This window comes from Candidatus Palauibacter sp. (assembly GCF_965237495.1).
Lineage (GTDB): Bacteria > Gemmatimonadota > Gemmatimonadetes > Palauibacterales > Palauibacteraceae > Palauibacter.
Window position 1 is genome coordinate 168,539 of record NZ_OZ250143.1, and the last position, 12,812, is coordinate 181,350.

Below are 12,812 nucleotides of genomic sequence, written 5' to 3' on the forward strand. Positions count from 1 at the left end.
CGGGCACGTCGCGGTCGAACGACCTCACGTAGCCGGGGGTGCGCATCGCGCCGGCGCAGCAGACCGCGACCTCGACGCCGTGCGCGCGCAGTTCGTACCACAGACCCTCGGCGAGGATGATGTTGAATGCCTTGGTGGCGGCGTAGACGGAGACGTGGGGCGCCCCCCTGCAGCCCCGAGAGCGATGACATCAGCACCACGGCGCCCCTGCCACGATCGCGCATGCCCGACAGCAGCGCCCGCAGCAGCAGGAGCGGCCCCCGCACGTTGACGTCCACCGCCCGTTCGAGCGCGTCGTCTTCGGCGTCGAGGAACGGGCCCGCGGGCACGTACGCCGCATTGTAGATGAGGAGCCCGAGGTCCAGCCCGGCGACCGCGTCCGTCAGCTCCCCGGCGAACCCCGGGTCGGCCGGATCCAGGGCCAGACAGCGTATCCGGACACCGTATTTCGCGGCGAGTCGCTCCCCGAGTTCCGCCAGGAGGTGGCCGCGGCGCGCGACCAGCACGAGGTGCATGCCCCGTTCGGCCAGCTGCGCGGCAAAGGCGGCCCCGAGCCCTTTCGAGGCGCCCGCCACCAGGGCCCATTTCCCGTAGCGGGTCGTCAGGGAGTCGACCCGCCGGCGTGGCATCAGCGCGTCTCCGTCTGAGCGACCAGGGCGGTGATGCTCTCGAGGAGCGTGTCGACGCCGGCGCCGGTGTACGCGGAGGTCTCGACGAGCTGATCCGCATCGAGGCCCAGGGCGTCCCGCAGACTTTTAGCCGCCCGCTGACGCCCGGACCGGTTGAGCTTGTCGGTCTTGGTGAGCGCGAACAGCGTCGGCGTCCCCATCACCTCGAGGGACTCGATCATGCGGTGGTCGTCCTCCGTGAGCCCGCGTCGCGCGTCCACCAGCAGCACGAGCCCCGGAAGGCGAGGCGTCCCGCGCAGGTAGGCGTCGATCAGGCGCCCCCAGCCCTCGCGCACCGTCTTCGGCGCCCGCGCGAAGCCGTACCCCGGCAGGTCGACGAGCAGATACCGGTCGTCGATGAGGAAGAAGTTGATCTCCTGCGTGCGCCCGGGCCGCTTCGACGTCCGCGCGAGGCTCTTCCGACCCACGAGCCGGTTGAGGAGCGACGACTTGCCCACGTTGGAGCGGCCGGCGATCGCGATCTGGGGAAGGTCGAGCGGCGGCTTCTGTCCCGCCGCGCCGACGGCGCCGACGAATTCGGCCGTCCTGACGCGGGTGACGACCCTGGCAGCCCGTGGCACAGGCTGCTACGCCTCTCTTCGCTTGGCCTCGGGTACGAGGATGAGGAGCGGCTGGTTGCCCTCTTCGACGGTCTCGCGCGTGACCACGATCTCGCGGATGTCCATGCGCCCCGGAAGATCGAACATCACATCGAGCAGGAGGGACTCCATCACGGCCCTCAGGCCGCGCGCCCCCGTTCCCCGCGTGATCGTCTTGCGCGCGATCGCGCGCAGCGCTTCCGGATCCAGCGTGAGTCCCACGCCCTCGAGTTCGAACATCTTCGTGTACTGCTTGAGGAGCGCGTTCTTGGGCCGCTGGAGAATCTCGACCAGGGCATCCTCGTCGAGGTCGTGCAGCGCCACGAGCACCGGCAGCCTTCCCACGAGTTCCGGGATAAGCCCGTAGCGGAGCATGTCTTCAGGCTCGACGTGGACGAGGATGTTGTCCTCGTCGCTCACCCCCTCCGACCGCACTCGGTCATCCAGGAAGCCGATCTGCCGCCGGCCCTGCCGCTCCTGGATGATCTCCTCGAGGCCGTCGAAGGCGCCGCCGCAGATGAACAGGATGTTCCTCGTGTCGATCTGGATGTACTCCTGCTGCGGGTGCTTGCGGCCGCCCTGGGGCGGCACGGACGCCACGGTCCCCTCGAGGATCTTGAGCAGCGCCTGCTGCACGCCCTCCCCGGACACGTCCCGCGTGATCGAGGGGTTGTCGGACTTGCGCGCGATCTTGTCGATCTCGTCGATGTAGACGATGCCGCGTTCGCATTCGCCCACGTTGTACTCGCCCGTCTGGAGCAGCCGCACGAGGATGTTCTCGACATCCTCGCCCACGTACCCCGCCTCGGTGAGCGTCGTCGCGTCCGCGATCGTGAACGGGACCTGCAGGATGCGCGCCAGCGTCTGGGCGAGGAGCGTCTTCCCCACCCCCGTGGGGCCGAGCAGGAGGATGTTGGACTTCTCGATCTCGACGTCGTCGACGAGACTGCGGTGGTTGATCCGCTTGTAGTGGTTGTAGACGGCGACCGAGAGCGTCTTCTTGGCCACCTCCTGCCCGATCACGTACTCGTCGAGCGTGGCCTTGATCTCCGAAGGGGTCGGGATCTCGGTGAACCGCCCGCACTGCTCCCGTTCCTCTTCCTCGGTGAGGATCTCGTTACAGAGAGAGATGCACTCGTTGCAGATGTAGACGTTGGGCCCGGAGATGAACTTCTTGACCGCGTCCTTGGATTTCCCGCAGAAGGAACAGCGCAAGTGCTTATCGCTCGGCATCGTCGCCCTCCTTCTCCTCTGTGTGGTCCGTGCGCGCCGCGACCGCGGCGGCGGTCTCCTCTATCCCCTGCTTGTATCCCCTACTTGGCGACAGCGGGCCCGGGGCGACCGTTGCTCCCGGCGACCTCCTCGCGGCGCTCGACGACCTCGTCGATGATCCCGTACTCCCTGGCCTCCTCGGGGGACATGAACCGGTCGCGATCGACATCATCCGCGATCTGCTCGAACTCCTGCCCCGTGTGCTTCGCGAGAATCCGGTTCAGCCGCTCGCGGGCGTCGAGGATCTCCTTCGCCTGAATCTCGATGTCGGACGCCGTCCCGTACGAGCCGCCCGACGGCTGGTGGATCATGATGCGCGCGTTCGGGAGCGACCGCCGCCGCCCCGGCGTACCGGCGGCGAGCAGGAACGCGCCCATCGAAGCGGCCATGCCCATGCAGATCGTGGACACCGGGGAGTTCAGGAACTGCATCGTATCGTAGATGGCCAGACCGGCCTGAACGTTACCACCCGGCGAATTGATGTAGACGTTGATCTCCCGCTCGGGGTTGTCGGCCTCGAGGAAGAGGAGCTGGGCGATCACGACGTTCGCGACCTCGTCGTTGATCGGCGAGCCCAGGAAGACGATCCGGTCCATGAGCAGTCGCGAGAAGATGTCGTAGGTGCGCTCCCCGCGGCTCGACCGTTCGATGACGTACGGTGCGAATATCGGCATATGCCCAGTCAGTCCCTTGGTTGTTCCCGCCCGATCAGCTCACATCCGAACGGTCGATGAGAAACCGGAACGCCCTCTCGATGGCGAACCGCCGGCGCAGGGGGTCGAGTTGCTTCTCCCTCGCGAGCTCCCGCCGGATCTCCAGCAGGCTCCTGCCCCTCGCCTCCCCCAACTCCGACAGGCGCTCGTCGAACTCCTCGCTCGACAGATCGAGCCCCTGATCCTCGATCAGCCGCTCCAGAACCAGATCCCGCTTGACCTGACGCTCCACGGCGGGCGCCACGGATCTGCGGGCGCCCTCGATCCGGTCGGGGTCTGCTCCCTCCGGCACTTCGATCACGCGGTCAAGATAATGCGACACGAGACTCGGGGGCACCTCGAACGCGTTGGCCTCGATGACCGCATCGAGGAGCTTCTCGCCCACCTCCTCGTCGGCCTCGCGTTCTCCCCGCGCCCGCAGCTCCTTCCCGATCGCCTCGCGCAGTTCCTCCAGCGTGGTGAAGTCCCCCACCTCGCTCGCCAATGCATCGTCGAGTTCCGGCAACAGACTGGCCTGGACATCGTCGAGTCGGATGCACAGCGAGCGGGTGGTTCCGGCCAGGTCGCTCGAGCCGAAGTCCTCCGGGTAGGTGACCGTGAACGTTCCTTCCTCCCCCGGCGCGAGCGTGAAGATCGCCGCTTCGACATCGGGGATCGCGTATCCCGCTCCGAGTTCGAACCGGTAGGGCTTGTCCGGCGCGTCGCCGCCGCCTTCATCGCGGATCGTCACGGATACCACATCCCCGTTTCCGGGCGCCCGATCCGCCGGCCGCAGCATCGCATGTTCCTTGCGGAACCGCTCGATGACGGTGTCGATGTCGGCGTCCGCGACCTCGACTGCGGGACGCTCCACGCGGAAGCCCCCGGTCCGGGCGAGTTCGATCTTCGGCAGCACCTCCACATCGATCCGGAAGGAGAGCCGCTCTCCCGGGCGGTAGTCGACCTCGCTCACGACGGGCTCGCCCACGGTCGACAGTTCGTGCTGTCGGACCGCCTCCCGGAACCCGCGATTCACGAGCGCGTCGATCGTGCGCTCGTCGATCCGGGGGCCGTAGCGCTCTTCGACGATGCGGACGGGGACCTTGCCCTTCCGGAATCCCTTGATGCGAGTGGTCTTCCGGACCTTCGCCGCCTCGCGGCGCCGGGCCGCGGCCACCTGCGAGGGTGCGACCGTGACCTCGAGACGGCGCAGGTAATCGTTCTCCCGCTTGATCGCGACGTCGAACGGATCCGTCGCGGCGGCGCGTGTGTCGGCTGCGTTCAAGGGCGGTATGGCTCCGGCTCCGCGTCCCCGGACGGGCGAACGGTTCGTTTTGAGGTGCGAAAGGGGGGATTCGAACCCCCACGGCCATGGGCCACCAGCTCCTAAGGCTGGCGCGTCTGCCAGTTCCGCCACTTTCGCGCGCGGCGCCGGGCATTCGGACCCGGCGCCCGGTGCGGCGGGAATCTCGGGACGGATCAGAACGGGGGCAAGCAACGGCGCGCCGCCGCTGCCCGCCCCTACACCGCGTCGCGGCTCAGCGTTCGGGGATCACGATGCTCCGGATCCCCTCCTGGCGGCCGGATTGCGTCCGGAAGCTGAACCGCACGCTCAGCGCATCGCCCGGGCGCAGTCCGGACACGATCCGGTCGTAGTCGGCCCGTCCCTGCATCTCCTCGCCGTTGATGTCGAGGATGACGGCGCCCGCCGGGATCGTGCCGAGCTCCCGGCCCACGGCGCCGCGCGGGTTCCCGCCCACGATCACGATGCTCCCCGTGCCGGGCGTCACCGCGAAATCCCGACGCTCCGCGCCGGAGAGTTCCCCGTATTCCTTCACCTCGAGTCCAAGCTGGTCACCGGTCTCCGGCGCGGTCTCCGGTCGCACCGCGAGCGGCGGAGGCGAGTCTTCGTCCGCGGAGATCAGCCGCACCTCCGCCGACTCGCGCTGGAGGGTGGAGCGGCGGACGATGTCCAGCCTCACCGTCTCTCCCGGCTCGAAGCCGCGGATGCGGCGCTGCAACTCCGACACGCCGCCGACCGCTTCACCGGCGACCCCCACGATCACATCACCCTTCTCCAACCCGCCGAGCCGCGCCGGACTGTCGTCGAACGAGAAATTCTGGATCAACGCGCCCTCGACCCGCTCGAGCCCGTAGTACTCGGCATCGGCCGCGTCGACGTCCGTGATCGCCACGCCGATCAGGGCCCGCCGGACCTCGCCGAACTCGATCAGATCGTCGACGACCTCTCGCGCCAGTTCGATCGGCACCGCGAAGCCGTACCCCTCATAGCTTCCCGTCGACGAGACGATCGCCGTGTTGATCCCGATCACCTCGCCCGCCACGTTCACCAGGGGCCCGCCGGAGTTGCCGCGGTTGATGACCGCGTCCGTCTGGATGAAGTCCTCGATCGCGAGTGGATTCTGCACGCGGAGGATGTCGATGTTGCGGCCCTTGGCCGAGACGATCCCCGCGGTGACGGTCGTCAGCAGCGGGGTCCGCGCCTGCCGGAATCCGGGACTGCCGATCGCCAGCACCCATTCGCCGACCGCCGTCGCGTCACTGGAACCGATGGGCAGTACCGTCAGGTCATCGGCCTCCACCTTCAGGAGCGCGACGTCGGTCTGGGGATCGCGCCCCACGACTTCGACCGCGTCGAAGCGCCGGCCATCCTGGAGTTGCACGTCGACCTGGTCGGCGTCCGCGACGACGTGATTGTTCGTGACCACGTACCCGTCGTCGGAGACGATGAAACCGGACCCGCTCCAGAGCTCCGTTCGCGTGCGCGGCCTTTCCTCCCCCTCCTCGTCCTCCGGTTCCGGCTCGAAACCCGGCGGGAACGGGAAGGGGTTGAACGATGGCACCTCCCGTACTCCCGACACGTACAGCGTGACGACCGCCGGCGAGACCCGTTCCGCCACCGCGGCGAAGCCGTTCCCCATCGTCGGGTCCGCGCCAGCCGGGGCCCCGATCACCCAGCCGGCGTCCGTGTCCTCCGCCGCGATCGTGATCGGAGTCAGACTCAGCGCCGAGGCCAGCCCCAGCCCGAAGGCGAAGGCGATCGCCGTCGCGATCAGCAGGTTCAGTCGAGTGCGCAGAGAATCGCTCATCCGCTTCATCTTTTCCCCCTCCCGGCCCGGCCATGTCCGCGCGCCCGGGCCCCATGTCGAACAACCAAGCATTGTAGCGTTCCAGTCCGTCTCCCTCCAATCCGCCTCTGATGACAACGCCAGCTCGGCGAAGGTCACCGGGGAGACGCGGAGCATAGGATGGACGGCCGCGACCCGGGGTTGCCCGCGAAGGGCCGCCCCCGGGGTCCCCGGGTCGCAACGGGGGCGGAGGGCGCCTACTTCGCGTCCTCGGACTCCTCGACGATTTCGTAGTCCGCCTCCACGACCTCCTCCTCGCCGGCGTCCTCGACCTCGACTCCGGGATCCGCGCCGTCGGCGTCCGCGCCCGGCATGTCGCCCGGTCCGGCGCCCTCTCCCATTCCGGCCGCGGCGTACATCTTCTGGGCGGCCCCCCCTACCGCCTCCTGGATCGCCGTCGCGGCCGCCACCACTTCGTCGTGATCGTCCTGCTTGAGTGCGGCGCGGCCCCGCTCCAGCGTCGTCTCGATCGTGGTCCTGTCCTCGTCGTTGATCGACTCCTTCCAGTCCTCGAGGTTCTTCTCGGTCTGGTAAACGAGCGAATCGAGCCGGTTCCGCGCCTCGACGGCCTCGCGCCGCTCCTGGTCCTCCGAGGCGTGCGACTCGGCTTCTCGCACCATGCGCTCGATCTCGGCGTCGGAGAGCCCCGACGAGGCCTCGATGCGGATCTTCTGCTCCTTCGCGGTCGCCTTGTCCCTGGCGCTCACGTGGAGGATGCCGTTCGCATCGATGTCGAAGGTGACCTCGACCTGCGGCACGCCCCGCGGCGCGGGCGGGATGCCCGTGAGCTGGAAGCGGCCGATCGTCTTGTTGTCCAGCGCCATCTTCCGCTCGCCCTGGAGGACGTGGATGTCCACGGTGTTCTGGTTGTCCTCCGCGGTCGAGAAGATCTCCGACTTCTTGGTCGGAATCGTCGTGTTGCGTTCGATGAGCGAAGTCATGACTCCGCCCAGCGTCTCGATCCCGAGCGAAAGCGGCGTGACGTCGAGGAGCAGAACGTCCTTCACGTCGCCGCCGAGGACGCCGCCCTGGATCGCGGCGCCGATGCCCACGACCTCGTCCGGGTTCACGCCCTTGTGCGGGTCCTGCTTGAAGAAGTCCTTGACGACCTCCTGGATCTTCGGGATCCGCGTCGAACCGCCGACCAGGATGACCTCGTCGATCTCGTCCACCGAGAGTCCCGCGTCGGCGAGCGCCTTCTCCATGGGCGGGATCGTGCGCTGGATGAGGTCGTCCACCAGCTGTTCGAACTTCGCCCGCGTGAGCGCGAGGTTGAGGTGCTTGGGTCCCGTCTGGTCCGCCGTGATGAAGGGCAGGTTGATGTCGGTCTGCATCGTCGAGCTGAGCTCGATCTTCGCCTTCTCGGCCGCTTCCTTCAGGCGCTGAAGCGCCATCGGGTCCGCCGAGAGATCGATCCCCTGGTCCTTCCGGAACTCATCCACGAGCCAGTTGATGAGGCGCTGGTCGAAGTCGTCCCCACCCAGGTGCGTGTCGCCGTTCGTGGCTTTCACCTCGAACACGCCGTCGCCGAGTTCGAGGATCGAGATGTCGTAGGTGCCGCCCCCGAGGTCGAACACGGCGATCTTCTCGTCCGCCTTCTTGTCCAGCCCGTACGCGAGCGCCGCGGCGGTCGGCTCGTTGATGATGCGCCGCACCGTGAGACCGGAGACCCGGCCCGCGTCCTTCGTCGCCTGCCGCTGCGCGTCGTTGAAGTAGGCGGGGACCGTGATCACGGCCTCCGTGACCTCCTGGCCGAGGTAGTCTTCCGCCGTCTGCTTCATCTTCTGGAGGACCATGGCCGACAGTTCGGGCGGGGTGAAGGTCCGGCTCGCGTGCGGGATGCGGACCTGCACGCGGTCCTGGCTGTCGCCCTGGATGTCGTACGTGATGAGTTTCATCTCCTCGCCGACTTCGGACCGCTTGCGGCCCATGAAGCGCTTGATCGAGGCGACGGTGTTGCGAGGGTTCGTGACGGCCTGCCGCTTGGCGACCTGCCCCACGAGACGCTCTCCCTCCTTCGTGAAGGCGACCACCGAGGGCGTCGTGCGCGCGCCCTCCGCGCTCGGAATGACGACGGGGTCTCCACCTTCCATTACGGCGACGACCGAGTTCGTCGTCCCGAGATCGATGCCGATGATCTTGCCCATTGTTTGTCCTTTGGGTTGTTCCTTGAGTTGTCCCTGATTTCGCACCTGGTCGGAATCGAGCGGGCCGCGTGCCGACTTCCGGCCGCGCCCGCCGAACGGGAGATGGGATCGCAAGCCCCGTGCCCGCCGTGGATCGGCGGCGGGCTCCCAAACGGCCGACCGTCACGACAAAATGGCACCGTCACGCGCTCCGGGGCGGTGCAATCCGCCAAATTGGCAGCCCTCCGAGGGCCGTGGCGCGCCGAACGTCGCGGGATATGTTCCCCGGGTCCCGTCATCCCCAACCGTCAGCCGCCGGAGGGCGCCGATGACCGTGCATCGCCACGAACCCCAAGCCGTCCCCGCCGCGGGGGGGCGCGGGCTGCTTCGGGGCCTCCCGGCCGGCGTCGCGCTCTGCCTCTGTCTGGCGGGGCTCCCGGAGTTTCTGGCCGCCCAGGGCCTCGAGGGGGTCGGGGGGACGATCGACGAACCGTTCCTCTCGCGCCTGCTCAGGGGCCTGCTCGGCCTCGCCTTCCTGCTCGCGACCGTGTGGGCCTGTTCGGCGCATCGCAGGTCGATCCGCTGGCCGCTGGTCGCGAAGGGGCTCGGGCTCCAGATCGTATTCGCCCTCCTCCTCCTCAAGACGGGGATCGGCCGCGGCTTCTTCAGCGCGGTCAACGATGTGTTCGTGGCGCTCATCGGATACACGAACGCGGGCTCGCGCTTCCTCTTCGGATCGCTCGTGGACTTTGCGACTCCGGTCGAGGGGGGCGCCGGCGGCCTCGTGAACATCGGGGCGACCTTCGCCTTCAGCGTCCTCCCCACGATCATCTTCTTCTCGTCCCTCATGGCCCTCGCCTACCACCTCGGGCTCATGCAGCGCGTCGTGCGGGGGGCGGCGTGGGCGATGCAGCGCACCCTCGGGACGAGCGGCGCGGAGACCACTTCGGCCGCCGGCAACATCTTCGTCGGCCAGACGGAGGCGCCGCTGCTCATCCGCCCCTTCGTGGACCGGATGACGAAATCGGAACTGAACACGGTGATGACGGGGGGCTTCGCGACCGTGGCGGGCGGGGCGCTGGCCGCCTACGTGGCGATGCTCGTGGGGGTGTTCCCGGACATCGCGGGGCACCTGCTCGCCGCGAGCATCATGGCCGCGCCGGCCGGGATCGTGGTCAGCAAGATACTCATGCCCGAGACGGACGAACCCGTGACTCACGGCACGCTGGACATCGACCTGCCGCGGACGCACGCGAACGTGATCGACGCGGCGGCCGGCGGGGCGGGGGACGGGCTCAAGCTCGCTCTCAACGTGGGGGCGATGCTGCTCGCCTTCCTCGCCCTCATCGCGCTGGGCAACGGCCTTCTCGGCTGGGTGACGGGCCTGTTCGGGGTTGAGGGGATCACGCTCGAACGGATCTTCGGCTCGGTCTTCGCCCCGGTGGCGTGGATGATCGGCGTGCCCTGGGCCGATGCGGTCGAGGTCGGGACGCTGTTCGGCGTGAAGATGGTCGCGAACGAGTTCCTCGCGTTCACGGACCTCGGGGCGGGGCTCGCCGGCGACCTTCAGCTCTCCAACAAGTCGCTCATCATCTGCACGTACGCGCTCACCGGCTTCGCGAACTTCAGTTCGATCGCGATCCAGATCGGCGGCATCGGCGGCATCGCTCCCGCGCGCCGCGCCGATCTCTCGAAGCTCGGCCTGCGGGCCATGCTCGGCGGCACGGCCGCCACGTGGATGACCGCGACGCTGGCCGGAGTCCTCGCGTGACCGGACCCGAAGAGATCCGGGCGGAGGTCGAGTCGGCGGCAACCGCGCTCCGGGCGCGGATCGAAGCCCGGCTCGGCGGCGAGACGCCGAGGGTCGCGATCACGATGGGTTCCGGCCTCGGCGGCCTCGGGGCGGAGATCGAGGATCCGGTGCGGGTGCCGTACGAGGAGCTGCCCGGCTGGCCCCGTCCCACGGTGATCGGGCACGCCGGCCATGCGCTCATCGGGACGCTCGGCGGACGGCCCGTGCTCGGCCTGAGCGGGCGGGTGCACCTCTACGAGGGCGGGCCGCCGGCGCGGGTCGCCTTCTACGTGCGGCTCGCGGCGGCGCTCGGCATCCCGGCCCTCTTCCTGTCCAACGCGGCCGGGGCGATCCGGGCGGGCTGGCACCCCGGCGAGCTGATGCTGATCTCCGATCACCTGAACCTGACCGGCACGAGCCCGCTCATCGGGCCCGTGGTCGGGGCGGAGAACCGCTTCCCGGACCTGACCTTCGCCTACGACCGTGAGTTGCGGGAGTTCGTCCGCGGGGCCGCGGACGAACTCGGCCAGACGCTTCACGAGGGCGTCTACGCGGCGATGCACGGTCCCGCCTTCGAGACCCCCGCCGAGATCCGCATGCTGCGGGCGCTGGGCGCGGACGCCGTGGGCATGTCGACCGTTCCGGAGGTGATCACGGCGCGGGCGCTCGGCCTCCGCTGCGTCGCCGTCTCCTGCCTCACGAACTACGCGGCGGGAGTCCTGGACGAACCCCTCAACCACGAGGAAGTCCTCGAAACGACGAAGCTCGCCCAGACCGGCTTCCAGCGCCTCGTCGCCCAGTCGATCGCACGTTTCCCGTAGCCGTCTGCGAGGGGAGACACGCCGCTCCCGCTCGCGGACCGACCCTCCGACATGAGGGGGTTGCCATCCCGATGGGGGGGGGGGTACGATCAACTGATCGCGAGAGACGGAAGACACGAGCTTTGTCCCATTCTTTCCCGGATAGGAGAGAGCAGTCGATCCTTGTTGCCCTTTGCAACGTCTGGTCCTGTGAGCCACCGTCGCGACGTCTGCGCTGCCCTTGTCTGTTTCATGGTATTTCTGGGTCATCCGGTTGATTCCTCCGCCGACGACAGTTGGAACAAAGTGCCGCCACTGGCAGGCCTGCCCGCCCAGTCGACTGAGAGTGAGGAATCGAACGCGGCGGATATGATCGAGTTGACGGAGCAGATGAGCGTGCAGATACCTGAGGGGAGGCTCTTGCGGGGCGCGGCGTTGTCACCATCAGGCGAAGTGATCGCCGCTTGGTTCGATGCCGTTCGTGGCATTCGGATTTACGACGGAGCCATCGCCAGGGATCTCCTCACGCGCGCCCTTGGCCAAGCAATCGGCGTCGCGTTTCTGGACGAGACGAGACTAGAAGTGGTCGATGCGGTCGGTGGTGATGTGGTGATAGCCGACACGGCGGGGAATATCCTTTCCCGTCGCAGTCTGTCGGGTGCCGGCGAAGCTGGCTCAGCCGCGCGAGCTGCGTCGGGGTGGTTTCTGACGGTTTCGGACTCTGCGTCAGCCCGTGTGCAGCTGCCGGGCGGGCGGGGTGCCTGGAGCCCGGACTCGACGTACACGGCGACGCTTGCAGTGTCGGCCGCCGGGCACGATGCAATCGTATGGCAGAGTTTCGGTTCCTTCCGCGCTTGGCGTATCGGGAGCGGCACCGATTGGGTACCTGTCGAGTTTCAACAGATCACGGCCAACTGGTTCGATGACGGAATCGCTAGTTCGTTGCGCCTGGACCCCGGTATCTGGAGCACCACTTCCGTCGTCGTGATTGGGTCGGCGGGATACGTGCAGACGGTAGCGCACCGTGGTACGGACCAGCGGCTTCTACTCTGGTTCGACTCGCGCGGTCGATTTCGGACGCATACCACGCTTGAGGCACCCTTCGGGTTCGTTGCGAGTGCCGCCGAGGCGTCCACCGTGATCGCCGTGCGAACTTTGAATGCCAGTGAACTCGTGACGTACTCCTGGGAAAGTGTCCAGGATTCCACCCGAGGCAAAGGAGAAAGACGATGAAGCTCGCGCGAATCCTCATGCTGGGTCTCGGCCTTGCCGTCTTCGCCGGAGTAGCGTCCCCAGAACCTGTGATCGCACAGTGCTGGGACTGTCAGTGGGGTCATTTCCCCGACAGCGACTGCGCCAACTGCGTTGCTGGACAATCCGGGATCGGTGCGAAGGGCTGCGCCACTCCCGTCTGTAACCTCTGCGACCTGTCAGGGGACGACTGCATGGTTTTCTCGATGCTCGACGGGCGCGCGGCACCCATCGAACAGTTCGAATCGCCAGTCCACATGGCCCCGATCGAGCTACAAGCACTCAGCGCGGCGTACGGATCGACCGATCCTAACGCGCCGCGCCGACGGGCAGGCGAGATTAGGAGATCATGCGCTGGAGGAATCATATCAAAATCGTATACGGTGGCCGAAGTGAATGCGATACGAAAAGAGACAGCGCAACTCCGGCTGTAAGGTAGGGGGGCGGCGACATGCTTGAGACG

General features: G+C 67.7%; 10 protein-coding genes, 1 tRNA gene and 1 pseudogene. 4 read left to right on the forward strand and 8 right to left on the reverse strand.

The genetic code is table 11. From position 1 onward, the window contains the following. Positions 1 to 218: 218 nt before the first annotated feature. From ACPXY0_RS00755 to dnaK, 8 genes and pseudogenes are all read right to left on the reverse strand, one after another. Positions 219 to 629: pseudogene (locus tag ACPXY0_RS00755) on the reverse strand (SDR family NAD(P)-dependent oxidoreductase); the annotation flags it as partial. Further along, positions 629 to 1,249 carry a ribosome biogenesis GTP-binding protein YihA/YsxC gene (yihA, locus tag ACPXY0_RS00760; RefSeq protein ID WP_419942652.1) on the reverse strand — a complete coding sequence of 207 codons (621 nt, stop codon included), beginning with the start codon at positions 1,247 to 1,249 and terminating at the stop codon, positions 629 to 631. The gene yihA and the pseudogene ACPXY0_RS00755, both read right to left, overlap by 1 nt. A gap of 6 nt (positions 1,250 to 1,255) precedes the next feature. Continuing rightward, positions 1,256 to 2,500 carry an ATP-dependent Clp protease ATP-binding subunit ClpX gene (gene clpX / locus ACPXY0_RS00765; RefSeq protein ID WP_423927536.1) on the reverse strand — a complete coding sequence of 415 codons (1,245 nt, stop codon included), beginning with the start codon at positions 2,498 to 2,500 and terminating at the stop codon, positions 1,256 to 1,258. Between the two features lie 80 nt (positions 2,501 to 2,580). Continuing rightward, positions 2,581 to 3,213 (reverse strand): ATP-dependent Clp protease proteolytic subunit, encoded by a 633-nt coding sequence (locus ACPXY0_RS00770; RefSeq protein WP_423927538.1) that lies wholly within the window; start codon positions 3,211 to 3,213, stop codon positions 2,581 to 2,583. Positions 3,214 to 3,247: 34 nt separating this feature from the next. Then, positions 3,248 to 4,516, reverse strand: coding sequence for a trigger factor (gene tig, locus ACPXY0_RS00775; protein WP_423927540.1), 1,269 nt, complete (start codon positions 4,514 to 4,516; stop codon positions 3,248 to 3,250). Positions 4,517 to 4,571: 55 nt separating this feature from the next. After that, positions 4,572 to 4,654: transfer RNA gene (locus ACPXY0_RS00780), tRNA-Leu, on the reverse strand. A gap of 115 nt (positions 4,655 to 4,769) precedes the next feature. Then, complete coding sequence (locus ACPXY0_RS00785; RefSeq protein ID WP_423927542.1) at positions 4,770 to 6,350, reverse strand: S1C family serine protease; 1,581 nt, start codon at positions 6,348 to 6,350, stop codon at positions 4,770 to 4,772. Positions 6,351 to 6,577: 227 nt separating this feature from the next. Further along, positions 6,578 to 8,527: a molecular chaperone DnaK gene (gene dnaK, locus ACPXY0_RS00790; protein ID WP_423927544.1), complete on the reverse strand. Its 1,950-nt coding sequence runs from the start codon at positions 8,525 to 8,527 to the stop codon at positions 6,578 to 6,580. 307 nt (positions 8,528 to 8,834) lie between these two features. Between dnaK and ACPXY0_RS00795 the strand changes: the two genes are divergently transcribed. The 4 genes from ACPXY0_RS00795 to ACPXY0_RS00810 all read left to right on the forward strand — a co-directional run bounded on the left by ACPXY0_RS00795 (position 8,835) and on the right by ACPXY0_RS00810 (position 12,783). Further along, positions 8,835 to 10,277: a NupC/NupG family nucleoside CNT transporter gene (locus ACPXY0_RS00795; RefSeq protein ID WP_423927546.1), complete on the forward strand. Its 1,443-nt coding sequence runs from the start codon at positions 8,835 to 8,837 to the stop codon at positions 10,275 to 10,277. Then, positions 10,274 to 11,119: a purine-nucleoside phosphorylase gene (locus ACPXY0_RS00800; protein WP_423927548.1), complete on the forward strand. Its 846-nt coding sequence runs from the start codon at positions 10,274 to 10,276 to the stop codon at positions 11,117 to 11,119. Before ACPXY0_RS00795 ends, ACPXY0_RS00800 begins: the two co-directional genes overlap by 4 nt. Before the next feature lie 231 nt (positions 11,120 to 11,350). Then, positions 11,351 to 12,331, forward strand: coding sequence for a hypothetical protein (locus ACPXY0_RS00805; protein ID WP_423927550.1), 981 nt, complete (start codon positions 11,351 to 11,353; stop codon positions 12,329 to 12,331). Next, entirely contained in the window at positions 12,328 to 12,783 is a 456-nt protein-coding gene (locus ACPXY0_RS00810) for a hypothetical protein (RefSeq protein ID WP_423927552.1), read from the forward strand. The genes ACPXY0_RS00805 and ACPXY0_RS00810 overlap by 4 nt, the downstream gene beginning before the upstream one ends. Positions 12,784 to 12,812 lie beyond the last annotated feature (29 nt).